Source organism: Streptomyces sp. NPDC059861 (assembly GCF_042731435.1).
Taxonomy (GTDB): Bacteria; Actinomycetota; Actinomycetes; order Streptomycetales; family Streptomycetaceae; genus Streptomyces.
This window is the reverse complement of record NZ_JBHWJQ010000013.1, coordinates 137,100-162,183: the sequence shown is the minus strand read 5'-3', so window position 1 is coordinate 162,183 and position 25,084 is coordinate 137,100. Positions and strand designations below refer to the sequence as shown.

20 protein-coding genes and 1 pseudogene are annotated in these 25,084 nt (G+C 71.9%); 13 read left to right on the top strand and 8 right to left on the bottom strand.

The features are described from left to right. The first annotated feature begins 192 nt into the window (after window positions 1–192). From ACFV6X_RS14710 to ACFV6X_RS14685, 6 genes are all read left to right on the top strand, one after another. Window positions 193–942 carry a response regulator transcription factor gene (locus tag ACFV6X_RS14710; protein WP_385382657.1) on the top strand — a complete coding sequence of 250 codons (750 nt, stop codon included), beginning with the start codon at window positions 193–195 and terminating at the stop codon, window positions 940–942. Then, window positions 939–2,435 (top strand): ATP-binding protein, encoded by a 1,497-nt coding sequence (locus ACFV6X_RS14705; protein WP_385382654.1) that lies wholly within the window; start codon window positions 939–941, stop codon window positions 2,433–2,435. Before ACFV6X_RS14710 ends, ACFV6X_RS14705 begins: the two co-directional genes overlap by 4 nt. 67 nt (window positions 2,436–2,502) lie before the next feature. Beyond that, window positions 2,503–3,663, top strand: a complete 1,161-nt coding sequence (locus tag ACFV6X_RS14700) for an alkaline phosphatase PhoX (protein ID WP_385382651.1) — start codon at window positions 2,503–2,505, stop codon at window positions 3,661–3,663. A gap of 180 nt (window positions 3,664–3,843) precedes the next feature. Continuing rightward, window positions 3,844–4,788 (top strand): SMP-30/gluconolactonase/LRE family protein, encoded by a 945-nt coding sequence (locus ACFV6X_RS14695; protein ID WP_385382648.1) that lies wholly within the window; start codon window positions 3,844–3,846, stop codon window positions 4,786–4,788. 40 nt (window positions 4,789–4,828) lie between these two features. Continuing rightward, complete coding sequence (locus ACFV6X_RS14690) at window positions 4,829–5,245, top strand: TIGR03668 family PPOX class F420-dependent oxidoreductase (protein WP_385382645.1); 417 nt, start codon at window positions 4,829–4,831, stop codon at window positions 5,243–5,245. 94 nt (window positions 5,246–5,339) lie between these two features. Continuing rightward, entirely contained in the window at window positions 5,340–5,798 is a 459-nt protein-coding gene (locus ACFV6X_RS14685; protein ID WP_385382643.1) for an excalibur calcium-binding domain-containing protein, read from the top strand. Between the two features lies 1 nt (window position 5,799). Here ACFV6X_RS14685 and ACFV6X_RS14680 read toward each other — a convergent pair whose 3' ends face one another. Then, window positions 5,800–6,003: a hypothetical protein gene (locus ACFV6X_RS14680; RefSeq protein ID WP_365453257.1), complete on the bottom strand. Its 204-nt coding sequence runs from the start codon at window positions 6,001–6,003 to the stop codon at window positions 5,800–5,802. A 192-nt stretch (window positions 6,004–6,195) separates the two neighbouring features. Here ACFV6X_RS14680 and ACFV6X_RS14675 point away from each other — a divergent pair, with 192 nt between their 5' ends. Further along, window positions 6,196–7,104: a UTP--glucose-1-phosphate uridylyltransferase gene (locus tag ACFV6X_RS14675; RefSeq protein WP_385382640.1), complete on the top strand. Its 909-nt coding sequence runs from the start codon at window positions 6,196–6,198 to the stop codon at window positions 7,102–7,104. Window positions 7,105–7,238: 134 nt separating this feature from the next. Here ACFV6X_RS14675 and ppdK read toward each other — a convergent pair whose 3' ends face one another. Both ppdK and ACFV6X_RS14665 read right to left on the bottom strand, forming a co-directional pair. Further along, window positions 7,239–9,986 (bottom strand): pyruvate, phosphate dikinase, encoded by a 2,748-nt coding sequence (gene ppdK / locus ACFV6X_RS14670; protein ID WP_385382637.1) that lies wholly within the window; start codon window positions 9,984–9,986, stop codon window positions 7,239–7,241. Window positions 9,987–10,391: 405 nt separating this feature from the next. Continuing rightward, window positions 10,392–11,600 (bottom strand): ROK family protein, encoded by a 1,209-nt coding sequence (locus ACFV6X_RS14665; RefSeq protein ID WP_385382634.1) that lies wholly within the window; start codon window positions 11,598–11,600, stop codon window positions 10,392–10,394. Window positions 11,601–11,721: 121 nt separating this feature from the next. Here ACFV6X_RS14665 and ACFV6X_RS14660 point away from each other — a divergent pair, with 121 nt between their 5' ends. The 3 genes from ACFV6X_RS14660 (at window position 11,722) to ACFV6X_RS14650 (ending at window position 16,932) form a co-directional block, all read left to right on the top strand. After that, on the top strand, window positions 11,722–13,104 hold the full coding sequence (locus ACFV6X_RS14660; protein ID WP_385382633.1) for a hypothetical protein: 1,383 nt from the start codon (window positions 11,722–11,724) through the stop codon (window positions 13,102–13,104). Next, window positions 13,101–15,038, top strand: coding sequence for a glycogen debranching N-terminal domain-containing protein (locus ACFV6X_RS14655; protein WP_385382630.1), 1,938 nt, complete (start codon window positions 13,101–13,103; stop codon window positions 15,036–15,038). The genes ACFV6X_RS14660 and ACFV6X_RS14655 overlap by 4 nt, the downstream gene beginning before the upstream one ends. Window positions 15,039–15,171: 133 nt before the next feature. Next, the gene (locus ACFV6X_RS14650) at window positions 15,172–16,932 is read left to right on the top strand and encodes a CDP-alcohol phosphatidyltransferase (RefSeq protein ID WP_385382627.1); all 1,761 of its coding nucleotides are present in this window, start codon (window positions 15,172–15,174) and stop codon (window positions 16,930–16,932) included. A gap of 38 nt (window positions 16,933–16,970) precedes the next feature. Here ACFV6X_RS14650 and dusB read toward each other — a convergent pair whose 3' ends face one another. Beyond that, window positions 16,971–18,104 carry a tRNA dihydrouridine synthase DusB gene (gene dusB, locus ACFV6X_RS14645; RefSeq protein ID WP_385382624.1) on the bottom strand — a complete coding sequence of 378 codons (1,134 nt, stop codon included), beginning with the start codon at window positions 18,102–18,104 and terminating at the stop codon, window positions 16,971–16,973. A 78-nt stretch (window positions 18,105–18,182) separates the two neighbouring features. On the opposite strand from dusB, the gene ACFV6X_RS14640 reads away from it, so the two are divergent. Together ACFV6X_RS14640 and ACFV6X_RS14635 are read left to right on the top strand one after the other, a co-directional pair. Continuing rightward, window positions 18,183–19,634 carry an MFS transporter gene (locus ACFV6X_RS14640; RefSeq protein WP_385382621.1) on the top strand — a complete coding sequence of 484 codons (1,452 nt, stop codon included), beginning with the start codon at window positions 18,183–18,185 and terminating at the stop codon, window positions 19,632–19,634. A 147-nt stretch (window positions 19,635–19,781) separates the two neighbouring features. After that, the gene (locus ACFV6X_RS14635; protein WP_385382618.1) at window positions 19,782–19,985 is read left to right on the top strand and encodes a hypothetical protein; all 204 of its coding nucleotides are present in this window, start codon (window positions 19,782–19,784) and stop codon (window positions 19,983–19,985) included. A 25-nt stretch (window positions 19,986–20,010) separates the two neighbouring features. Here the strand turns inward: ACFV6X_RS14635 and ACFV6X_RS14630 are convergent, their stop codons facing one another. Then, window positions 20,011–20,598 carry a TetR family transcriptional regulator gene (locus tag ACFV6X_RS14630; RefSeq protein ID WP_385382615.1) on the bottom strand — a complete coding sequence of 196 codons (588 nt, stop codon included), beginning with the start codon at window positions 20,596–20,598 and terminating at the stop codon, window positions 20,011–20,013. A 25-nt stretch (window positions 20,599–20,623) separates the two neighbouring features. Beyond that, complete coding sequence (locus ACFV6X_RS14625; RefSeq protein WP_385382612.1) at window positions 20,624–21,634, bottom strand: aldo/keto reductase; 1,011 nt, start codon at window positions 21,632–21,634, stop codon at window positions 20,624–20,626. Window positions 21,635–21,808: 174 nt separating this feature from the next. Between ACFV6X_RS14625 and ACFV6X_RS14620 the strand changes: the two genes are divergently transcribed. Next, window positions 21,809–22,855 (top strand): chitinase, encoded by a 1,047-nt coding sequence (locus tag ACFV6X_RS14620; protein WP_385382610.1) that lies wholly within the window; start codon window positions 21,809–21,811, stop codon window positions 22,853–22,855. Window positions 22,856–22,870: 15 nt separating this feature from the next. Here ACFV6X_RS14620 and ACFV6X_RS14615 read toward each other — a convergent pair. Further along, window positions 22,871–23,484: pseudogene (locus ACFV6X_RS14615) on the bottom strand (LysE family translocator). A 129-nt stretch (window positions 23,485–23,613) separates the two neighbouring features. Continuing rightward, a complete protein-coding gene (locus tag ACFV6X_RS14610; protein WP_385382607.1) occupies window positions 23,614–24,996 on the bottom strand; it encodes a glycine--tRNA ligase in 1,383 nt (460 codons plus the stop codon). Between the last annotated feature and the right edge of the window lie 88 nt (window positions 24,997–25,084).

Below are 25,084 nucleotides of genomic sequence, written 5' to 3'. Positions count from 1 at the left end.
TAGGGGACGCTCATGCAGAGGAAGGTTAGACGAACACCAAGTCCCCGCATAAAAGCGGTTTCTGAGGGCCATTTCACAATGGCTCGAACTCTCGTCCCGGACCGTGCATTCTCTTGTAGCGTGTCGACCCCCGAGAAAACATTCATCGGGGCCCCTTTCACAGTGAACCCCTTCACCGGGAGACAGGACGTCATGGGCGTACGAGTGCTGCTCATCGAGGACGACGAGACGATCGCCGAACCGCTCGCCGACGGACTGCGGCACTTCGGGCTGACGGTCCACCGCGTCGCCACCGGCGCCGAGGGCCTGGCGGGGCCGTACGGCGACGTCGTCCTGCTGGACCTCGGCCTGCCCGACATGGACGGCATCGACGTCTGCCGCGGCATCCGCCAGGCCTCCGACGTCCCCGTCATCATCCTGAGCGCGCGCGGCGAGGAGGCCGACCGGGTGCTCGGGCTGGAGCTGGGCTCCGACGACTACCTGGCGAAACCGTTCGGCGTACGGGAGTTGGTGGCCCGCATCAGGGCGGTACTGCGCCGTCATCGGCCGACGCCCGTCGCGACCGCCGCGTACACCACCGGCCCCGTCCCCCAGGAGGCGCCGTACGAGGGCGAGTCGGGCGGCGCCGCACCCGGCCCGCTCGTCGTGGACCGGCGGACGCGGCAGGTGTGGGTGGGCGAGGAGCCGGTCGCGCTGACGCCGAAGGAGTTCGAGCTGCTGGCGCTGCTCTCCGAGGACGCCGGGGCGGTGTACTCACGGCAGCAGATCCTCGACCGGGTCTGGGACGAGCACTACGACGGCCCGACCAGAACCCTGGACGTGCACGTGGCCACGCTGCGCCGCAAGCTCGGCGGCACGGCGTGGATCCAGACCCTGCGCGGCGTCGGCTTCCGCCTGGCCGTGCGGGCTCCGGAGCGGAGCGCCCCGCGGGGCCCGTCATGACCCGGCGGCTGCTGCTGAGTTACCTCAGCCTGGCCGGCCTGGTGCTGCTGGGCCTGGAGATACCGCTGGGCGTCGTCTACTCGCGCGCCGAGCGGGAGCGGATCGTCACCGCAGCGAACGGCGAGGCCGACGCGGTGGCGGCGTTCGCCGAGCTGTCGCTCGCCGCCGGGCGCCGGGACGAACTCGTCCAGCGGGCCGGGCACTGCGCCGAGCGCATCGGCGGGCAGGTGGTCGTGCTGGCCGCGGACGGCACCGTACTGGCGGCCTCGCCCGCGCTCCCCGCCGGGCAGGAACGCGCGCTCGCCGCCCGTCCCGAGGTCGCCGCCGCGCTGCGCGGCCGGGGCACGACGGACGTCCGCGCGTCCACGACCCGAGGGGTGCACTACCTGTCGGTCGCGGCACCGGTCGGACACCGCGGCCGGGCACAGGGCGCCGTACTGATCACCCTGCCGACGGACGCCGTGCACGACCGCGTGGGCCGGGTGTGGCTGCTGCTGGCCCTCGCCGGCCTCGCGGTGCTCACCGGGGTCGGGGCGGTGGCGTTCGCGTTCGCGCGCTGGGCCGGCCACCCCATCCGCCGCCTGGAGGAGGCCGCGCAGCGGCTCGCCGACGGCAGCCCCGCCGCCCGCGTACCCATCACGTCGGGGCCGCCGGAGGTACGCAGCCTGGCGTCCGTCTTCAACCGCACCGCGCTCCGCCTCGAACATCTGCTGGCCGCCCAGCAAGCCTTCGCCGGCGAGGCGTCCCACCAGCTGAAGACCCCGCTGGCGGCGCTGCGGCTGCGGCTGGAGAACCTCGAACCCGCTGTCGCCCGGCGCGCCCGCCCCGGTCTCGCCGCCGCCGTCACCGAGACCGACCGGCTCGCCCGGATGGTGGAGGGCCTGCTGGCCATGGCCCGCCTGGAGGAGGACGCGGCCGCCCTGCCCGGCCCGGTCGGCGTGGGCGAGGTGTGCGCGGAGCGGCACCGCACGTGGCTGCCGCTGTTCGAGCGGGAGGGTGTCTCGCTGGTCCTCTTCGCCGGCAGCGTGGGCCCGGTCCTCGCGGTCCCGGGAGCGGTGGAGCAGATACTGGACAACCTCCTCTCCAACGCGCTGCGGGCCTCCCCCGCCGGCAGCACCGTCACCGTGGAGTTGCGCCTGCACGCCCCCGCCCGCCGCCCGCCGCGCGACAGCCGCCCCTGCTGGGTCGACCTGCATGTGACCGACGAGGGACCTGGTATGACGGCCGATCAGCGTGTCCGTGCCTTCGACCGCTTCTGGCGTGCCCCGGGCGCCCCGAAGGGCGGTACGGGCCTGGGGTTGTCGCTGGTCCAGCGTCTCGCCCACGCCAGCGGCGGTGAGGTGACGCTGCGTCCGGCGGCGACCGGCGGCCTGGACGCGGTGGTCCGCCTGCCGTCGGCGGAGCCCCCGCCCGGACGGGCGCGGCGTCCCCTCCCTGTACACGCCGCCGAGGTGTCACGGCCCGTCCACGACGTGTCCACCCCGCTCGCCTAGGGTCCCTGATCGCACTACCCCGCCGCCGACCGGTGGCGGGGCGGTCACGGCACCTCTTGGAGTGAGAGTGGAACGTCGTAACCTCCTGCGTGCGGCCGTCCTCGGCGGCTCAGCGGCAGCCCTCGGCGGAAGCCTGTGGCGCGGCGCCGCGTACGCGGCGCCCGCCCAGCCGGGCACGGGCCCCTACGGTGCGCTCGGTTCCCCCGACGCCAACGGCATCAGACTCCCCAGCGGCTTCACCAGCAGGGTGATCGCCCGTTCCGGCCAGCGCGTCACCGGCACGTCGTACACCTGGCACAACGCCCCCGACGGCGGCGCCTGTTACGCCGACGGCAGCGGCTGGATCTACGTGTCCAACTCGGAGATCAACCCCTCCGGCGGCGCGAGCGCGGTGAAGTTCTCGTCGACGGGCACGGTCACGTCGGCGTACCGCATCCTCTCCGGCACCCGCACCAACTGCGCGGGCGGCAAGACCCCGTGGAACACCTGGCTGTCCTGCGAGGAGGTGTCCCTCGGCTACGTCTTCGAGACCGACCCGTGGGGCGTGAAGGCGGCCGTGCGCCGCGACGCCATGGGCCGTTTCAAGCACGAGGCGGCGGCCGCCGACCCCGTCCGCAAGGTCGTCTACCTGACCGAGGACGAGACCAACGGCCGCTTCTACCGGTTCGTCCCGGCGACCTGGGGCGACCTGTCCTCCGGCACGCTCCAGGTGATGGTCGCCGGGTCCGCCACGTCGGGCTCCTTCACCTGGGCGAACGTGCCCGACCCGGACGGCTCCCCGACGGCCACCCGCTCCCAGGTGTCCGGCTCGAAGTCCTTCAACGGCGGCGAGGGCTGCCACTACGCCGACGACACGGTCTGGTTCACCACCAAGGGCGACAACCGCGTCTGGCAGCTCAACCTGACGAACAGCACCTACGAGCTGGCGTACGACGACTCCCTCGTCAGCTCCGGCACGGCCCCGCTCACCGGCGTCGACAACATCACCGGCAGCTCCTCCGGCGACCTGTTCGTCGCGGAGGACGGCGGCAACATGGAGATCTGCGTGATCACGCCGAACGACGTGATCGCCCCCTTCCTCCGCATCGACGGCCAGTCCGGCTCGGAGATCACGGGACCGGCGTTCTCCCCCGACGGCCGGCGCCTCTACTTCTCCAGCCAGCGCGGCACGAGCGGCAGTTCGTCCGGCGGCATCACCTACGAGGTGACGGGCCCCTTCCGCGCCTAGTGCGCCGGAGCGGGCGGGTGTGAGTGGTCGGTGGGACACGGGGACGCCTGCAGAGGGCGGCCCGCCGGGTCGCTGTCGAGTTCCTGTCGAGTTCGCCGAGCCGGTCGAGCCCGGCGGGAACGTGGAGTTTCATCGAGTCCCACCGACTCTTCATGCCCCACCTTCACGGAGGCGCGAACCATGACTCGGAACCATCCCCAGCCGTCCCGGCGCGCCGTGCTCGGCGGCGCGGCCGCCGCCGCGCTCACGGTGGCCGCCGGAACCGGCACGGCGCGGGCGAGCACGAAGGTCACCTGGCCGACGGAGTTCCCGCTCCCCGACGGCTTCCTCCCCGAGGGCATCACCATCGGCAGCGGGCCGTACGCCTACATGGGCTCCCGGGCCGACGGCGCCGTTCTCCGCACGGACCTGCGCACGGGCGCGTACGAGACCGTCCACCCCGGCGCGGCCGGCACGGCGTCGATCGGCCTGAAACTGGACCGCGACGGCCTGCTGTACGTGGCCGGGGGCGGCGGCGGAACGGCTCGCGTGCTGCACTCCCGGACGGGCGAACTGCTGAGGACGTACCAACTGACCGCCACCTCCGGCCAGTTCGTCAACGACGTCGTCCTGACCGGCGACCGGGCGTGGTTCACGGACTCCCGCGCGGCGATCCTTTACGCCGTCCCGCGCGACGGCCGCGGGAGGGTGCGCGCCCTGCCCCTGAAGGGCGACTGGACGCAGACGCCCGACGTCAACAACGCCAACGGCGTCGTGGCGACCCCCGACGGACGTGGCCTGATCGTCGTGAAGAGCACACCGGGCGAGCTGTACCACGTGTCCCTGAGGACCGGGTCCGCCACCAGGGTCACCCTCAGGGGCGCCGACTCGGTCGTGAACGGGGACGGCCTGGTCCGCGTCGGCCACACCCTGTACGTCGTCCAGAACCGCCTCAACCTGATCAGCGTCTGGTCCCTCTCCCGCGACCTGCGCACGGCCGCCCTGATCCGCACGATCACCGACCCCCGCTTCGACGTCCCCACCACCGCGGCCCGGTACGGCAGCCGCCTGTACCTGGTCAACGCCCGCTTCACCAGCCCGCAGACGCCGGAGACGACGTTCAACGGGGTGGCAGTCCCGCTGTGACGCCGGGCCGCCCGGGTCCACGGCGTGGCACGGTGGACGCATGAGGCTCTCCCCCTCCGACGCCAGACGGCGTTTCGTCACCGCCCCCGTCGCACGCCTGGCGACGGCCGGCGCCGACGGGGTGCCCCACGTCGTGCCGGTGACGTTCGCCGTCGTCGACGAGGTCCTGTACTTCGCCGTGGACCACAAGCCAAAGAACACCTGGGACCTGCGCCGGTTGCGCAACATCCGGGAGAACCCCTCGGTGGCGGTGCTGGCCGACCACTACGACGAGGACTGGTCGGCCCTGTGGTGGGCCCGCGCCGACGGCCGGGGCGAGATCCTGGAGGACCAGGCGGAACGCCGTCACGCCGTCGAGTCGCTGTGCGGCAGGTACGGCCAGTACGGAGACTCCCCTCCCCAGGGCCCCGTGGTCGCCGTCCGGGTCGACCGATGGACGGGCTGGTCCTCCACCTGACACACACAAGGGTCACAGAATGGCCACATCACCCATGGGGCACCCGACCCGGCCTTACGTTCATCCCCTCACGTAACGCATCTGGGGGGACGACATGACCAATCCGTACATTCCACCGCCACCACCCGCCGTTCGCCCCGCCCCTGGTTGGGCCCGCAAACGGTACGTACTCCCCGCGCTGGCCCTGGCCCTCTTCCTGGGCGCCGGCATCGGTGCGGGCGGCGGCGAGAAGACGACCGACGCGAAACCGGCGGCCGCCGCACCCGCCCCGACCCGGACCGTCACCGCGACGGCGACGGTGACGCAGACCCCGGAGGCCGAACCGGCGCCCACGGTGACCGTCACGAAGACGGCCACCGTGACCAGAACGGTCACCGCCGAGCCCGCGGCGGGCGGCGGCTCCGACGACGACTCGTCGGTGCCCGGCACCGAGGTCCACTACGGCAACTGCAGCGAGGCACGGGCGGCCGGTGCCGCCCCGATCCATCGCGGCGAACCCGGCTACGCCTCGCACCTGGACCGGGACGACGACGGCGTGGCCTGCGACGCGTGAGTCAGCGGCCGAGGACGCCGCTGGGCAGGATCGTGTTGAGCGGGGTGACCGGGTGCCCCACCTCCAGCGACCCGAGCAGCCCGCCGAGCAGGGCGCTACCGGGGACCTCCTTGGTCGTGTCGGGGGCCGGGGCGGCCTGGGCGGCGGGGGCGGCGGCCACAAGGGCGGCGGCCATGACGGAGACGCACATGAGCTTCTTGATCATGTGCGGCCTAACGACGCACGCCGGGCCCGGGCAACGTCCGTCACCCGGTTGCCCCTCCGCCGGCCGGGGTCCACCTGCGACGTTCCTCCACGCCACGGGCATGCCCGGTCCGTCGGCGGTACACGTCCGGGTGGAAGACTCACCGCCACCACGTCCCGTTCCGCGACACCCACTCCGCCTCTGGGGGGCTCCATGGCCACGACCATCCGCAGGGCAGTCATTCCCGCCGCCGGCCTCGGTTCCAGGCTTCTGCCGCTGACCAAGGCCACGCCCAAGGAGATGCTGCCCGTCGGCGACAAACCCGTCATCGAGCACACCGTCCGGGAGCTCGTGGCCTCCGGCATCACCGACATCACCATCGTCGTCTCGGGCGGCAAGGGGCTCATCCAGGACCACTTCCGGCCCAACCCCGCGCTCGTCGCGCAGCTGCGGGCCGATGGCAAGGCGGCGTACGCGGACGCCGTGGAGGAGGTGGGCGAGCTGTCCCGGCTCGGCCACATCACCTACCTCGACCAGCACGGCCCGTACGGCAACGGCACGCCCGTCCTCAACGCCGCCCGCAACTTCGGTGACGAGCCGATGCTGGTGCTGTGGCCGGACGACGTCTTCGTCGCCGAGGTGCCGCGCGCCCAGCAGCTGATCCGGGCCTACGAGGCCACCAGCTGCCCGGTCCTCGCGCTGATGCCGATGGACCCGGCCGACTCCCAGCGGTACGGCGTACCCGTGGTCAGGGAGGACCTCGACGAGGGGCTGCTGCGCATCACCGGCCTGGTGGAGAAGCCCAAGCCGCAGGACGCGCCCTCGGGCTACGCGGCCATCGGCGGGTACGTCATCACCCCGGGCATCGTGGACGAGCTGCGGGAGCAGACCAAGCGCTGGTACGAGCACCGGACCGGCGAGATCTACCTGACCGACGCCATCAACGCCTACGCCGGCAGCCGCGCCGTGTACGGGCAGGTCATCCAGGGGCGCTGGTACGACACCGGCAACCCGCTCGCCTACCTCACCGCCCAGTTCGCCGCCGCCCTGGCCGACCCCGAGTACGGGCCGCCGCTGCGCCGGCTCGCCGCGGAACTCGACCACCCCGCCGACGGGCGGTAGCGCGAGCGGGGCGCGCCCCTGGCACGCCGAAGAGGGCGGCACCCCCGCACAAGGGTGCCGCCCTCTCCTCGTACGCCGCGCCCGCCGCCGGATCGTGAGGGTCGGGGATCAACGGCGGTCGCGGGGGCCTCGTGTCAGCGGTGGTCGCTGCCCGCCGACTGCGACGCCGCCCGGCCCGCCTCCAGGCGCGCCACCGGGATCCGGAACGGCGAGCAGGAGACGTAGTCCAGCCCGACCTCGTGGAAGAAGTGGACGGACTCCGGGTCACCGCCGTGCTCGCCGCAGACGCCGAGCTTCAGGTCGGGACGGGTCTCGCGGCCGGCCTTCGCGGCGGCGGCGACCAGCGAGCCCACGCCGTCCTTGTCGATCGTCTCGAACGGGGAGACGCCGAAGATGCCCTTCTCCAGGTACGCCGTGAAGAACGAGGCCTCCACGTCGTCCCGGCTGAAGCCCCACACCGTCTGCGTCAGGTCGTTGGTGCCGAAGGAGAAGAACTCCGCCGCCTCGGCGATCTGAGCGGCGGTCAGCGCGGCGCGCGGCAGCTCGATCATGGTGCCGATCGCCAGCTTCAGCTCCGTGCCGCTCGCCGCCTCGACCTCCGCGATGACCTTGTCGGCCTCGTCGCGGACGATCTCCAGCTCCTGGACCGTGCCGACCAGCGGGATCATGACCTCGGCGCGCGGGTCGCCCTTGGCCGCCCGGCGCGCGGCCGCGGCCTCGGCGATCGCCCGGACCTGCATCGTGAAGAGGCCGGGGATGACCAGGCCGAGCCGGACACCGCGCAGGCCCAGCATCGGGTTCTGCTCGTGCAGCCGGTGGACGGCCTGGAGCAGGCGGAGCTCGTTCTCGTGCGGCTCCTGGCGGGACTCCGCCAGGGCCACGCGGACCGACAGCTCCGTGATGTCCGGGAGGAACTCGTGCAGCGGCGGGTCGAGCAGCCGGACGGTGACCGGCAGACCGTCCATCGCCTCGAAGAGCTCCACGAAGTCCTGCTTCTGCAGCGGCAGCAGCTCCTTCAGCGACTCCTCGCGCTCCGCCTGCGTGTCCGCCAGGATCAGGCGCTCGACCAGCTCACGGCGGTCGCCGAGGAACATGTGCTCGGTGCGGCACAGGCCGATGCCCTGCGCGCCGAAGCGGCGTGCCCGCAGCGCGTCCTCGGCGTTGTCCGCGTTGGCGCGCACCCGCAGCCGGCGCTTGCGGTCCGCGAACGCCATGATGCGGTGCACCGCCTCGACCAGTTCGTCGGCGTCGTCCGCGCCCGCGTGCATCCGGCCCTCGAAGTACTCCACGACCGGGGACGGGACCACCGGCACCTCCCCGAGGTACACCTTGCCCGAGGAACCGTCGATGGAGAGGAGGTCGCCCTCCTCCACCACGTGGCCGCCGGGCACCGTCATCCGGCGGCGCTTGGTGTCGACCTCCAGCTCCTCCGCGCCGCAGACACAGGTCTTGCCCATGCCGCGCGCGACCACGGCCGCGTGGGAGGTCTTGCCGCCGCGCGAGGTCAGGATGCCCTCGGCCGCGATCATGCCGTCCAGGTCGTCGGGGTTGGTCTCCCGGCGGATCAGGATGACCTTCTCGCCGGAGCGCGACCACTTCACCGCGGTGTACGAGTCGAAGACCGCCTTGCCGACCGCCGCGCCCGGCGAGGCCGCGATGCCCCGGCCGACCTGCTCCACCTTGGCGCTGTCGTCGAAGCGGGGGAACATCAGCTGGGCGAGCTGGGCGCCGTTCACCCGCTGCAGGGCCTCGGCCTCGTCGATCAGGCCCTGGTCGACCAGTTGGGTCGCGATCCGGAAGGCGGCACCGGCGGTGCGCTTGCCGACGCGGGTCTGGAGCATCCACAGCTGACCGCGCTCGATCGTGAACTCGATGTCGCACAGGTCCTTGTAGTGGTTCTCCAGCGTCTCCATGATCTGCATGAGCTGGTCGTACGACTTCTTGTCGATCTGCTCCAGCTCGGCGAGCGCGACGGTGTTGCGGATGCCCGCGACCACGTCCTCGCCCTGGGCGTTCTGCAGGTAGTCGCCGTAGACGCCCTGGTGTCCGGAGGCGGGGTCGCGGGTGAAGGCGACGCCGGTGCCGGAGTCCGGGCCGAGGTTGCCGAAGACCATCGAGCAGACGTTGACCGCGGTGCCCAGGTCGTGCGGGATACGCTCCTGGCGGCGGTAGAGCTTGGCCCGGTCGGTGTTCCAGGAGTCGAAGACCGCGTGGATGGCGAGGTCCATCTGCTCGCGCGGGTCCTGCGGGAAGTCCCGGCCGGCCTCCTTCTTGACGATCTTCTTGAAGGAGGTGACGAGCTTCTTGAGGTCCGCGGCCTCCAGCTCGGTGTCGACCGTGACCTTCTTGGCCTCCTTGGCCTTCTCCAGCGCCTCCTCGAAGAGCTCGCCGTCGACGCCGAGGACGGTCTTGCCGAACATCTGGATGAGGCGGCGGTAGGAGTCCCAGGCGAAGCGGTCGTCGCCGGCCTGCTTGGCCAGTCCCTGGACGGACCTGTCCGACAGCCCGATGTTGAGGACCGTGTCCATCATGCCGGGCATGGAGAACTTGGCGCCCGAGCGGACCGACACGAGGAGGGGGTTGTCCGCCTGACCGAGCTGCTTGCCCATCGTCCGCTCCAGCGCGTCGAGGTGCGCACTCACCTCGTCACGCAGTGCCGCGGGCTCCTCGCCGCTGTCGAGGTAGACCTTGCAGGCCTCGGTGGTGATGGTGAAGCCCGGAGGGACGGGAAGGCCCAGGTTGGTCATCTCGGCGAGGTTCGCGCCCTTGCCGCCGAGGAGGTCCTTGAGGTCCTTGTTGCCCTCGGTGAAGTCGTAAACGAACTTCACGCCCTCAACGCTGCTGCCGGATTCGGCTACCTGGGGATCTTTGTTTTCCGACACGGTCTCGACTCCTCGAGGACGCGGTGGCTGCCCTGACGGCGAGGAACATACCCAGATCGAAGGCGCCTGGGTACGTCTACTTGTGCGTCATGCGCTTGTAACCACTCGTCCGCCACCGGATCGAAAGTCAAGGCTTGGTATGCGGTGGCGGCGCCATGTTTTCACTTCTTGAACGCAAGAGCTCCCGCAGACCGGGAAAATCGCTCATCTGAGCAGCCTCCGCCACGTCTGATTTCGATCGATGAACGATCAAGGGGTGGCACTCAGTGCCACCCCTTGGAGAAGTGCAGTCGCCCAAGATCCGCTCATCTGAGCGCCAGCCTTATCAGAGGTGGCGAGAATCACGCTGCCACAGGAGACGGGATTTCACCATGCGGACGCGGTCGAGAGACGGAAACGCGCCTGTCACACGCCCAGTGCCCGCAGTCGCTCCTCCACCCGCTCCGGCGCGTAGAGGTGCTCCACGACCAGCGCACCCGCCCCCACCAGCCCTGCCCGCTCCTCGAGCCGCGAGGTCAGGATGTCCAGCCGGGCCGTGGAGCGCGGCAGCGCCCGCTCGTAGAGCAGCTCCCGTACTCCGGTCAGGAAGGGAATTCCGGCCAAATCCCCGGCCACCATCAGCACCCCCGGGTTCAGCAGCGTCACGACGGTCGCCAGCACGTCCCCGACCCGGCGCCCGGCCTCCCGCGCCAGGCCCACGGCCTCCGGGTGCCCCGCCGCCAGCAGCTCCCGCACGTCCGAGCCGGACGCCGCCGGCACACCGGCCTCCGCCAGCCGCCGGGCCACGGCGCCTCCGCTCGCGACGGCGGCCAGACAGCCGTAGGAACCGCACCTGCACAGGGCGTCCGCGCCCTCCGGCACCCGGATGTGACCGATGTCCCCGGCACCGCCGTCGATGCCCCGGTAGACCGAACCGTCGACGACGACGCCCGCGCCGATGCCGGTGGAGACCTTCACGAGGACGAACGCCGAGCAGCCGGGGTGACCGGTGCGCTGTTCGCCGTAGGCCATCAGGTTCGCGTCGTTGTCGACCAGGACCGGGACGGGACCGACGCCCGTGTGCTCGGTGAACGCCCCGGCCAGGCGGCTGCGTATGTCGTAGTCGTCCCAGCCCGGCATGATCGGGGGCTGGACCACCCGGCCGGTGTCGGTGTCGACGGGGCCCGGGACCGCGAGGCCGATGCCGCAGACGCCGTCGGCGCCGCGGCCGGCCTGCCGCAGCAACTCCGCGAACCACCGGCCGAGTTCGCCGAGGACCGACTCCGGGCCGTCCTCGACGATCAGCGTGCCGGCGTGCTCGGCGAGGATCTCGCCGGTCAGGGAGAGCACGGCCGCGCGGGCGTGGCGGGTGTCGAGGTCGGCGGCGAGGACGACCGCGTGACCGTCGTCGAACTCCAGGGTGATGGCGGGGCGGCCGCCGAGCGGGGAGTCCACCGGGCCGCCGGCGCCCTCGCGCAGCCAGCCCGCGCGGAACAGGCGGTCGAGGCGCTGGCCGACGGTGGCCCGGGACAGGCCGGTGGCCTGCTGGAGCGCCCCCCGTGTGGTGGCGCGGCCGCTGCGCACGAGCCCGAGCAGTTCGCCGGCGCTGGCCTGGGTCGTGTTGCGTCCGGACATGCGCACCCCCTTGTGTTTCCCAACCCTGCATTACATAGTGAGTTTTGCGTGTTAAATAGACGTAACTCTACGGTAGCCGGGGCTGAACCGGCCGGCCGGACGTCTTCCCGGGGAGCCCCGAGTGGATCGCACCGCGCACCTCACCGACCGGCCGGCACGGCGCGCGGTCGCATACGGTCCCGCCGCCGGGGCGGAGTCCTCGCGCCTCAGGGCCGAGCGCGTCCTGGAGGGCAACTGGACCGGGACGTCGACGGTGCCCTCGCGCGGGCTGTATCCGCACCAGTGGTCCTGGGACTCGGGGTTCGTCGCGATCGGGCTGCGGCACCTGTCGCCGTTACGGGCCCAGACGGAGCTGGAGACGCTGCTGGCCGCGCAGTGGGGCGACGGGCGGATCCCGCACATCGTCTTCAACCCCTCCGTGCCCCTCGACGCGTACTTCCCGAGCCCCGACTTCTGGCGTTCCTCGACCGCGGGGCGCGCCGCGGGCGCCCCGCGCACCCTACAGACCTCCGGCATCGTGCAGCCACCGGTGCACGCGCTGGCGGCCTGGCTGGTGCACCGCGCCGACCCGGGGCTGTCGCGGGCGCGCGGCTTTCTCGCCGGTGTGTACCCGCGGCTGGCGGCCTGGCACCGCTATCTGCTGCACCGGCGCGACCTGGGCGGCGCGGGGCTCGCGTCGGTGATCCACCCCTGGGAGCAGGGCATGGACAACAGCCCCTGCTGGGACGCCCCGCTCGCCCGCGTCACCCCGGCCCCGGCCCGCTCCTTCCGCCGCGCCGACCTCGATCACGGCGCCCCCGAGGACCGGCCGACGGATCTGGACTACGGGCGGTACGTGCGGCTGGCGGCGGACTACCGGGACGGTGGCTACGCCGCGGGAGGAGGCGACTTCGCGGTGGAGGACCCGGCGTTCAACGCGCTGCTGATCGCCTCGGAGCACGCGCTCGCGCGGATCGCCGGGGAACTGGGCGCGCCGGGCACGGCCCGCCGCGCGCGGGCGGAACGGCTGACGGACGTGCTGGTCGAGCGGCTCTGGGACCCGGCGGCGGGGATGTTCCTCTGCCGGGACCTGCGCGCCGGCGCACCGATCCCCGAGCGTGCCGTCTCCGGCCTCGTCCCCCTCCTCCTGCCCGCCCTCCCCCGCGACGTCGCCGCCGCCCTAGTGCGCACCCTGGACGGGCCGCACTTCGGGGCCCGGCTGGTGCCCAGTTACGACCTGCTCGGCGCGGCCTTCGACCCCCACCGCTACTGGCGTGGGCCGGCGTGGTTCAACACGAGCTGGCTGCTGGAGCGCGGACTCAGGGCGCACGGCGCGACCGCGCGGGCCGACGCGCTGCGCGACGCCACCATCGACACCGCCGACGCGTCCGGGTTCGCGGAGTACGTGGACCCGCACACCGGCGAGGCCTGCGGCGCGACCGGCTTCAGCTGGACCGCCGCGCTCACGCTCGACCTACTGGAAGCCAAGGGCGCAGACGTCGCCAAGGGAGGGGACCGGGGATGACGGACCGGCATCATCTGCTCGTGCACGGCGGGACGTTCGCCGCCGTCGGCGACGGCGGGGACATCAGTGGCGTGCGGGGCGGCAGCTCACCGGACGGCCTGTTCGTCCGCGACGCCCGGCATCTGAGCCGCTGGCAGCTCACCGTCGACGGCGCCGTGCCCGAGGCCCTGACGCCCGTCGCCGACGGGGACACCGCCCGCTGTGTCCTCGTCCCGCGCGGCGGCCGGCAGGAGCCCGCCGCGTACGCGGTCTTCCGGGAACAGGCCGTCGGAGACAGCTCGTTCGTGGAGCTGCTGCGCGTCAGCGGCAACCGGCCGGTGCCGGTCACGGTCCGCCTCGCGCTCACCGTCGACGCGGACTTCACCGACCAGTTCGAGCTGCGCTCGGACCACCGTACGTACGCCAAGGCCGGCGCCGTCCGCTCCCGCCAGGCCGTCGCCGGCGGTGTGGAGTTCACCTACCGGCGCGGTCGGTGGCGGTCCTGCACGACGGTGACCGCCGACCCCGCCCCGGACGCCGTGGAGGAGACCGGCACCGGCGCCCGGCGCCTGGTGTGGAACGTCGACCTCGCACCGCACGGCACGGCGACGCTGACCCTTCGCGTCATCGCCCGTCCGCACGGCGAGAAGCGCGCGCTGCGCGTGCCCCGCTCCCCCGCCGCCGTCAACGACCAGCTCCTGGCGATGGAGGGGGCGTTCGTCGAGGGTGTCGCCTTCCCGACCGGCTGGCCGGAGCTGGCGGCGGCCTGTGCGCGAGGCCTCGCCGACCTGGCCGCGCTCCAGGTGCCGGCCACCGGCCCGGACGGCGAGGAACTGCGCGTCCCGGCCGCCGGAGCCCCCTGGTTCCTGACCCTGCTGGGCCGCGACGCCCTGCTGACCTCCCTCTTCGCCCTGCCCTACCGGCCCCGGCTGGCCTCAGCCACCCTCCCCGCGCTCGCCGCCACCCAGGCGACGGCCACGGAACCCGCCTCGGTCGCCCAGCCCGGCAAGATCGTGCACGAGGTGCGGCACGGCGAGCTGGCGCACTTCGGGCAGGTGCCGTACGGGCGGTACTACGGATCGGTGGACGCGACCCCGCTGTTCCTGGTGCTGCTCGGCGCCTACGTCGAACAGACCGCGGACACCACCCTCGCCCGCCGCCTGGAGCCGCACGCCCGCGCCGCCGTCGGCTGGATGCTGGACCACGGCGGGCTGACCTCGCGCGGCTACCTCGTCTACCGGGCCGACCAGGGCGGCCTCGCGAACCAGAACTGGAAGGACTCCCCCGGCGCCATCTGCTCCGCCGACGGCAGCCGCCCGGCAGGCCCGCTGATGGCGGCGGGCGCACAGGGCTACGCGTACGACGCGCTCCGCCGCACGGCCTGGCTGGCCCGCACGGTGTGGGACGACCGGACGTACGCGGCGCTGCTGGAGCAGGCGGCCGGTGATCTGCGGGACCGTTTCCAGCGGGACTTCTGGATGCCGGACCGCTCCTTCCCCGCCCTCGCCCTGGACGGCGACGGCCGCCGGCTGGACGCGCTGGCCTCGGACGCCGGGCATCTGCTCTGGTCCGGGCTGCTCGACAAGGAGTACGGCGAGACCGTCGGCCGACGCCTGCTGGAGCCGGACTTCTTCTCCGGCTGGGGGGTGCGCACGCTGGCGGCCGGGCAACCGGCGTACCACCCGCTGTCGTACCACCGCGGCTCCGTCTGGCCGCACGACAACGCGCTGATCGCCCTGGGCCTCGCCCGCTACGGACTGCACGACGAGGCCCGCACGGTCGCCCACGCGCTGGTCGACGCGGCGACCGCGACCGGGCACCGGCTGCCCGAGGTGGTCGCCGGGTACGGCCGGGACACGCACGCCGAGCCGGTGCCGTACCCGCACGCGTGTGTGCGCGAGTCACGGGCTGCGGCGGCACCGCTGGCGCTGCTGACCGCGGTCGGAGGCGCGTGATGTCCCGGCGCCGGTGATATTTCCTGCGTGCGCTGAACGCGACGGGGCGGCGGGCCGTACGTGAGGGTGGCGGACCCGTTCCCCCACGCCGGGTCCGCCGCTTCTCGGCGCTTTCGTACGGAGGGACCCACGGGTGGCTGTCTTCACGCGTCAACCGCGAACGACCGATGACGCACCGGCGACCGCACCGGACACCGCTGCGGACACCCCGGCACCCGACGCCCCCTCCGGACGCCTCGCACGATGGCGCGCCGCCCACCCCACGGCGGTCCGCGTCGTCCGGCACGTGGCCACCGCGGTCTCCGTGGTCCTGGTGCTGTGCGCGCTGCTGCTGCCCAACACCCTGCACACCGTCACCCCGGCCAAGTTCCTCCGCCTCCCGGTCGAGGCGATCATCGGCGCCGCCGTCCTGCTCGTGCTGCCGCGCCGCCCCCGGCTGGTGGCGGCCGTCCTGGCCGGGCTCGGCCTCGCCGCCCTGACCGCGCTGAACGTGCTCGACATGGGCTTCTACGAGTACCTCGGCCGGGGCTTCAACCTGGTCCTCGACTGGGGCCTGTTCGACGACGCCCAGGCGTACATGGAGGACGCGATGGGCGGCGCGGGCGCCACGGCGCTCGCCGTCGGCGCGCTCCTCCTCGCCGTCCTGGTGTTCGCGGTGATGACGCTGGCCACGATCCGGCTGAGCAACGTGCTCGCCCGGCACCGCACGGTCGCCGTCCGCGCCACGCTCGCCGCCGCCGTCGTCTGGACGCTGGCCTCCGCGCTGGGCCTCCAGGTCGGCTCGCTGCCGCTCGCGACCGACCACGCCTCGGTGCTGGCGCAGGTCCAGGCGCGGCGGGTGGAGGCGACGCTGCGGGACGAGGCGGCGTTCGAGCGGGAGGCGCGCAGCGACATCTTCGGCGGGACACCCGGCGAGCAGCTCGTACCGGATCTGCGGGGCAAGGACGTCATCTTCGCGTTCATCGAGAGCTACGGCCGCAGCGCCGTCGAGGACCCCCGCATCGCCCCCGGCGTCCGCCGGACCCTGGACTCCGGCACCGAGTCGCTCACCGAGGCCGGCTTCGCCTCGAAGAGCGGATGGCTGACGTCGGCGACCTACGGCGGCAGCAGCTGGCTCGGCCACTCCACGTTCCTGTCCGGCCTGTGGATCGACAGCCAGCAGCGCTACCGGACCGTCACTTCCGGCGACCACCTCACCCTGACCAAGGCGTTCCAGAAGACCGGCGACTGGCAGACGGTCGGCGTCATGCCGGGTGTGCAGAAGGGCTGGCCGGAGGCGAGGTTCTACGGGCTGGACAACGTCTACGACGCCTACGAACTCGGCTACAAGGGACCGAAGTTCAGCTGGTCGACCATGCCGGACCAGTACGCGCTGGAGGCGTTCCAGCGGCTGCAGCACGGCAAGAAGCGCGACAAGCCGCTGATGGCGGAGATCATCCTGACGTCCAGTCACCAGCCCTGGTCGCCGCTGCCGAGGATGGTCGACTGGGAGGACCTCGGCGACGGCTCGCTCTTCGGACCGATCCAGCAGGCCGGCACGAAGCCGGCGGACATCATCGCCGACGGCGACCGCTCCAAGGTGGAGTACGGCAAGTCCGTCCAGTACTCCGTCACCAGCCTCACCCAGTGGCTGGAGCGGTACGGCACGAAGGACACGGTCCTGGTCTTCCTCGGCGACCACCAGCCCATCGCCCGGGTCAGCGGCCACCGCGCCAGCCGGGACGTGCCGGTGTCGATCGTCGCCAAGGACCCGAAGGTGCTGGACAGGATCGCGGGCTGGGGCTGGACGGACGGGCTGCGGCCCGCGCAGGACGCCCCGGTCTGGAAGATGAGCGACTTCCGGGACCGCTTCCTGACGGCGTACGGCTCGACGCCGTCGAGGAAGACCGGCTGACCGGACGTGGACCGGCTGACCGGAGCCGGACCGGCTGATCAGCCGCCGGAGGTGTCCAGCTCGGCGTCCTCGCCGATGCCCGCGCAGTCGTAGGGGTCCTTCAGCCAGCCGTCCGGCAGCACGACGCGGTTGTTGCCGGACGAACGACCGCGGGGCCCGTCGGCGCCGGCCGGCCAGGGCTGGTCGAGGTCCAGCTCGTCCAGCCCGGCACGCAGCTCGTCGAGCGAGGACGTGATCGCGAGGCGCTTGCGCATCTCCGAGCCGACCGCGAAGCCCTTCAGATACCAGGCCACGTGCTTGCGGAAGTCGATGACGCCGCGCGACTCGTCGCCGATCCACTCACCGAGCAGGGTCGCGTGCCGGACCATGGTGTCGGCGACCTCGCGCAGGGCGGGCCGCACGAGGTCCTGGTCGCGCCCCTCGAAGGCGGCCACCAGATCGGCGAACAGCCACGGCCGCCCCAGGCAGCCGCGCCCCACCACGACACCGTCGCAGCCGGTCGTCCGCACCATCCGCACCGCGTCCTCGGCCGACCAGATGTCGCCGTTGCCGAGCACGGGGATCTCCGGCACATGCTCCTTCAGCCGGGCGATGGCGTCCCAGTCGGCGGTGCCGCCGTAGTGCTCCGCGGCGGTGCGGCCGTGCAGGGAGATGGCGCTCACTCCCTCCTCGACGGCGATCCGGCCGGCGTCGAGGTAGGTGAGGTGGTCGTCGTCGATGCCCTTGCGCACCTTGATCGTGACCGGCAGCTCGCCGGCGCCCGTGACCGCCTCGCGCAGGATGGCGCGCAGCAGGTTCCGCTTGTACGGGAGCGCGGAGCCGCCGCCCTTGCGGGTCACCTTCGGCACCGGGCAGCCGAAGTTCAGGTCGATGTGGTCGGCCAGGCCCTCGTCCGCGATCATGCGGACGGCCTTGCCGACGGTCGCCGGGTCCACGCCGTACAGCTGGATCGACCGGGGCCGCTCGCTCGCGTCGAAGTGGACCAGCTGCATGGTCTTCTCGTTGCGCTCGACCAGCGCCCGGGTCGTGATCATCTCGCTCACGAACAGGCCCTTGCCGCCGCTGAACTCCCTGCACAGGGTGCGGAAGGGCGCGTTGGTGATCCCGGCCATGGGGGCCAGGACGACGGGCGGCTGGACGGTGTGCGGACCGATCTGCAGGGGCGTGGGCATTCCCCCATTGTGCCGTGCAATCAGTTCGGAAAGTTCGTTAGTTAACCGCACTATCGAAATCGGCGTACGATGGAGTCCATGCCCGAGCTCAGCGCACGCCGACGTCTGCTGGTTCTCGCGATCTGCTGCATGAGCCTGCTGATCGTGAGCCTGGACAACACCGCCCTGAACGTGGCCCTGCCCTCGATGCAGGACGACCTGCACGCCGGGACGTCGGGGCTCCAGTGGACGATCGACGCCTACACCCTCGTCCTCGCCTCCCTGCTGATGCTCGCGGGCTCCACGGCCGACCGCATCGGCCGCAAGCGAGTCTTCATGGCGGGCCTGATCGTCTTCACCATCGGCTCGGCGCTCTGCTCGGTGGCACCCGACCTGGACACGCTGGTGATCTTCCGCATGGTGCAGGCGGTCGGCGGCTCGATGCTGAACCCGGTCGCCATGTCGATCATCACCAACACCTTCACGGAGCCGCGCGAGCGCGCCCGCGCGATCGGCGCGTGGGGCGCGGTGGTCGGCATCTCGATGGCCATGGGCCCGCTCGTCGGCGGGCTGCTGGTGGAGGCGGTGAGCTGGCGGGCGATCTTCTGGGTCAACCTGCCGGTGGGCGCCGCCGCCCTGCTGCTGACACTGCGGTACGTCCCCGAGTCCCGCGCCCCGAAAGCCCGGCGGCCCGATCCGGTGGGCCAGCTGCTGGTGATCGCCCTGTTCGGGGCGCTGACCTACGCGATCATCGAGGCGCCGAGCGCCGGGCTCGCGACGGTGCTGCCGTTCGCGGCGGTGGCGGTCGCCGCGCTGCTCGGGCTGCTCGCCTACGAACCACGGCGTGCCGAGCCGCTGATCGACCTGCGGTTCTTCCGCTCGGCGCCCTTCAGCGGGGCGACAGTGATAGCGATCAGCGCGTTCGCGGCGCTGGGCGGCTTCCTGTTCCTGTCGACGCTGTACCTCCAGAACGTCCGGGGGCTGGACGCGCTGCACGCCGGGCTGTGGATGCTGCCGATGGCGGTGCCGACGTTTCTGTGCGCCCCGCTGGCCGGGCGGCTGGTGGGAAGCCGGGGGCCGCGGGTGCCGCTGCTGATCGCGGGACTGGCGATGACGGCGAGCGCGGTGCTGTTCGCGGGGTTCGAGGGCGAGACGTCCGACGTCACGTTGTTCGTCGGGTACGTGCTGTTCGGGGTGGGCTTCGGGTTCGTGAACGCGCCGATCACGAACACGGCGGTGTCGGGGATGCCGCGGGCCCAGGCCGGCGTGGCCGCCGCCGTCGCCTCCACCAGCCGCCAGCTCGGTCAGACGCTGGGGGTCGCGGTGGTGGGTGCGGTGCTGGCGGCGGGGATCGGGGCGTCGTCGTACCGGGAGGCGTTCGTCACAGCCGCCCGGCCGGGGTGGTGGGTGCTCGTGCTGTGCGGTGCGGCCGTGCTGGTGGTCGGGGTGCTGACCAGCGGGCGGTGGGCCCGCAGGACGGCCGAGCGGACCGCCGAGCGGCTGGAGCCGGGTGAGGTGCGACAGGTGGTGGGGGTCGCGGAGCGGGCCTAGGGCCGGTCCCCCTCGCCGCACCGGAGGGCACAGCTTGGCCAACTCGATGTGAAGAGATCCCCGTTGATGTTGATCCTGCTGCACACTCCTTGCTGCGCGAAGAGACAGCCGGACGAACAGGTCGCCGGACCGGACGCTGGAGGTGTCATGTCGCAGATCGACACGAGCAAGGTCAGCCGGTGGGATCAGCACGGACGTGAGCACGTGGTCCACGTCCAGCGCACCGGGGTGCAGCGCACGATCAGATGCGACACGTGCGGCTGGCGCCGCGGCGCGCAGTTCCTGCCCTGGCTGAAGGCACAGGAGCACCTCGCGGAGGCGCATCAGGCCACGGTGGACCCCGGGGCCTGACCCACCGGGGTCAGGCCCACCGGGGTCAGGCCCGCAGCCCCCGCACCACCAGCTCCACCACCGCCGCGAAGTCCGCCTCCACGCCCGGCCGCGCCCACTCGGGGGCGTAACAGGGGTCGTGGAAGCGCCCGGTGGCCTGGAAGACCGCGCTCGCGGCGACCTCCGGGTCGGCGGCGGTGAAGGCTCCCGCCGCCACCCCCGCCTCGACTATGCGGGTCAACTGGGCGGTGAGCTCCTCGATGTGCTCCGGGACCGCCTCGCTGCTCTCGCCGGTCAGCACCATGTACGTCGCAAAGAGCTCCGGGTCGTCGCCCGCCTTGCGGCGCTTGGCGTCGAACAGCCCCCGCAGCCAGTCCCGCAGCCGCCCCTCCGCGTCCCGGTCCTCGGCGACGATCCCGGCCAGCACCTCGGACGTACGGTCCAGCCACCGCTTGGTGACCGCCTCCCGCAGCGCCGCCTTGGTGCGGAAGTGCCGGTAGACGCTGCCGTGGCTGACGCCGAGCGCACGGGCCACGTCGACCACGGTGGCCTTGGCCGGACCGTGCCGGCGCAGCACCTCCTCGGTCGTCTCGAGGATGCGCTCGGCGGTCAGGGTTTCGCTGGTCGGGGGCATGAGGTGACCGTACCGTGGGCCCGGATCAGCGTTCGCTGTCGAGGTGCGCCATCTGCTGCGCGGAGTAGCGCTCGCCGGCGGCGGCGTCCGCCGGGACGGCCTCCTCGATCGCGCGCAGGTCGGACTCGTCCAGCCGCACGTCCAGCGCGCCCAGCGACTCGGCCAGCCGGTCCCGGCGGCGGGCGCCGACCAGCGGCACGATGTCCTCGCCACGCGAGAGCACCCAGGCGATGGCGATCTGCGCGACGCTGACGCCCTTCTGCTCGGCGATCTTGCGCAGCGCCTCCACAAGGTTCAGGTTGTGCTGGAGGTTCTCGCCCTGGAAGCGGGGCGACATGGCCCGGAAGTCGCCCGCCGCGAGTCGGCGGTCGGCGGTGAAGTGCCCGGAGATCAGCCCGCGGGAGAGCACGCCGTACGCGGTGACGGCGATGCCGAGCTCACGGGCGGTCGGCAGGATCTCGGCCTCGATGCCGCGGGAGATCAGCGAGTACTCGATCTGGAGGTCGGAGATCGGGGCGGTGGCGGCGGCCCGGCGGAGGGTGCCGGCGCCGACCTCGCTGAGGCCGATGTGCCGGACGTATCCCTTCTCGACCAGTTCGGCGATGGCGCCGACCGTCTCCTCGATCGGCACGCCCGGGTCGAGCCGGGAGAGCCGGTAGACGTCGATGTGGTCGACGCCGAGGCGCTGGAGGGAGTAGGCGGCGAAGTTCTTCACGGCGGCCGGGCGGGCGTCGTAGCCCATCCAGTCGCCGGCCGGGCCGCGCAGGGCTCCGAACTTCACGCTGATCTGCGCCTGGTCCCGCCGGGCCGCGGGGGCGGCGCGCAGGGCCTCGCCGATCAGCATCTCGTTGTGACCCATGCCGTAGAAATCGCCGGTGTCCAGCAGCGTGACGCCGGCTTCCAGGGCGGCGTGGATGGTCGCGACCGACTCGGCCCGGTCCGCGTCGCCGTAGAGCGCGGACATGCCCATGCAGCCGAGGCCGAGGGCGGAGACGTGGGGGCCGGTGGTTCCGAGAGTGCGGGTGTGCATCGTCATGGCTCCACCTTGGCATGACAGCTGACAGATTTCAACATCTGTCAGCTGTCATTTGTCAGCTTCAACGATCGCCTGGCTTGGTCCAGACCTATTGACGAATGGTCTGAACCACGCGCACTGTCATGCCTACGACACCCTCGCCGACCCGCCCCGACCCCCACCGGGAGGCCTCGCATGATCCGCCGCGCCCTGCGCCTGCTGGCCGCCGCATTGGCGACCGTCTGTCTCACCCAACTCCCGGCCGCGGCCCCCGCAGCCGCGGCCGAAACCTGCGCCGTGAAGTCGAAGCCCGGCGGCAAGGTCCTCCAGGGCTACTGGGAGAACTGGGACGGCGCCGCCAACGGCGTCCACCCGCCCTTCGGCTGGACCCCGGTCACCGACTCCCGGATCGGCGCGCACGGCTACAACGTGATCAACGCGGCCTTCCCGGTCATCCGCTCCGACGGCACCGCGCTGTGGGAGGACGGCATGGACACGGGCGTGAAGGTGGCGACACCGGCGGAGATGTGCGCGGCGAAGGCGGCCGGCCGGACGATCCTGCTCTCCATCGGCGGCGCCACGGCCGGCATCGACCTCAGCTCGACGGCGGTCGCCGACCGGTTCGTCGCGACGATCGTGCCGATCCTGCAGAGGTACAACTTCGACGGCATCGACATCGACATCGAGACCGGCCTCGTCGGCGGCGGCAACATCAACCAGCTGTCCCCGTCCCAGGCCAACCTGATCCGCATCATCGACGGGGTGCTGGCCCGGATGCCGTCGAACTTCGGCCTGACCATGGCCCCGGAGACCGCGTACGTCACCGGCGGCAGTGTCGTCTACGGCTCGATCTGGGGCGCGTACCTGCCGATCATCAAGAAGTACGCCGACAACGGCCGCCTGTGGTGGCTCAACATGCAGTATTACAACGGCAGCATGTACGGCTGCTCCGGCGACTCCTACTCCGCCGGCACCGTCCAGGGCTTCGTCGCGCAGACCGACTGCCTCGACAGGGGCCTAGTGATCCAGGGAACGACCATCCGGGTGCCCTACGACAAGCAGGTGCCCGGCCTGCCCGCACAGCCCGGCGCGGGCGGCGGCCACATGTCACCGAGCCTGGTCGCCCAGGCCTGGCGGCACTACGGCGGCGGCCTCAAGGGCCTGATGACCTGGTCGATCAACTGGGACGGCTCGAAGAACTGGACCTTCGGCGACAACATCAGGGCGCTGCAAGGACGTTGAGTCAGCCCAGCACGACTAGCGGGCGGTGAGGGCGAGTTGCGCGCCCAGTGCCACGAACGAGCCCGCGAACGTCCGGCGCAGCCAGGTCATCACCCGTGGCCGGGACACGACTTGGCTGCGCACGGATGCCGCGAGCAGTCCGAAGGCGGCGAACAGCACGAAGGTCACCAGCATGAACACTCCGCCCAGCGCCAGCATCCGGGGCACCGCGTGCGGCTCGGCCGGGCTCACGAACTGGGGCAGGAACGCGAGGAAGAAGATCGTCACCTTCGGGTTGAGCAGGTTGATCAGCACGGCCCGGACGATCACCCGCCCCGGTGTGACCGACGCCGCGCCCTCCTTGCCGACGTCGATCGCGCCCTTCTCCCGCACCGTGGCCCAGGCCATGTGGAGGAGATAGGCGACCCCGGCGTACTTCAGCACCTGGAATGCGGTCGCGCCGGCGTGCAGCAGCGCGGCGACGCCGGTGACGGTGGCCAGCACGTGCGGGACGATCGCGAGCGTGCACCCGAAGGCGGCAGCGACGCTCGCCCGCCGCCCCCGGAGAGCCCGGCGGCGAGGGTGTGGACGAGGCCGGTGCCGGGGGTGACGACGACAACGAGGGTGGTCAGCCAGAACGCGATGCTCATGGACCCACCCTGCCGACACGGTGGCCCCCGTCACAGGACCACTCGGGCACCTGTATCGGGGACCAATGACGAACGCCGGACGGACCGAGCGAGTCGGGCCGTCCGGCGTCCCGGCGCGGTGACTGCGGGCTAGCTGCCGATCAGACGCGTGGCCAGGTAACCCTCGATCTGGTCGAGCGAGATCCGCTCCTGCTTCATGGTGTCGCGCTCGCGCACGGTCACCGCGTTGTCGTCCAGGGTGTCGAAGTCGACCGTCACGCAGTACGGCGTGCCGATCTCGTCCTGGCGGCGGTAGCGGCGGCCGATGGCGCCGGCGTCGTCGAACTCGATGTTCCAGTTCTGGCGCAGAGCCTGGGCGAGGCCCTTGGCCTTCGGCGACAGCTCGGGGTTGCGGGACAGCGGGAGCACGGCCACCTTCACCGGGGCGAGGCGGTGGTCGAGGCGCAGCACGGTGCGCTTCTCCATCTTGCCCTTGGCGTTGGGCGCCTCGTCCTCGACGTAGGCGTCGAGCAGGAAGGCGAGCATCGCCCGGCCGACACCGGCCGCGGGTTCGATGACGTACGGCGTCCAGCGCTCCTGGGCCTCCTGGTCGTAATAGGAGAGGTCCTGGCCGGAGGCCTTGGAGTGGGCGCCGAGGTCGTAGTCGGTGCGGTTGGCGACACCCTCCAGCTCGCCCCACTCGCTGCCGCCGAACTGGAAGCGGTACTCGATGTCAGCGGTGCGCTTGGAGTAGTGGGAGAGCTTCTCCTTGGGGTGCTCGTACCACCGCATGTTCTCCTCGCGCAGACCCAGGCCGGTGTACCAGTTCCAGCGCTGCTCCATCCAGTACTCCTGCCACGTCTCGTCCTCGCCCGGCTTGACGAAGAACTCCATCTCCATCTGCTCGAACTCGCGGGTGCGGAAGATGAAGTTGCCGGGCGTGATCTCGTTGCGGAAGGACTTGCCCATCTGCGCGATGCCGAACGGCGGCTTGCGGCGCGAGGTGGTCTGCACCTGGGCGAAGTTGGTGAAGATGCCCTGCGCGGTCTCGGGGCGCAGGTAGGCGACGGAGCCGCTGTCCTGGGTCGGGCCGAGGTGCGTCGACAGCAGGCCGGAGAACTGCTTGGGCTCGGTGAACTGGCCCTTGGTGCCGCAGTTCGGGCAGTTGATGTCGGCGAGGCCGTTCTCGGGGGCGCGGCCCTTCTTCTCCTCGTACGCCTCCTCCAGGTGGTCCGCGCGGAACCGCTTGTGGCAGGAGGTGCACTCGGTGAGCGGGTCGGTGAAGGTGGCGACATGGCCGGAGGCGACCCAGACCTCGGGGGCCAGGATGACGGACGAGTCGATACCCACGACGTCCTCGCGCGACGTCACCATGTAGCGCCACCACTGACGCTTGAGGTTCTCCTTGAGCTCGACACCCAGCGGTCCGTAGTCCCAGGCGGCCTTCTGGCCGCCGTAGATCTCACTGCAGGGGAAAACGAAGCCACGGCGCTTGCTCAGGCTGACGATGGTGTCGATCTTGTCGGCGGCCACGGTGCTCTCTTCATTACGACGACGGGCGACGAAGCGAGATGCTTCCAGCGAATGATTCAGGTTACCGGCGCGCACTCCCCCTGAACCA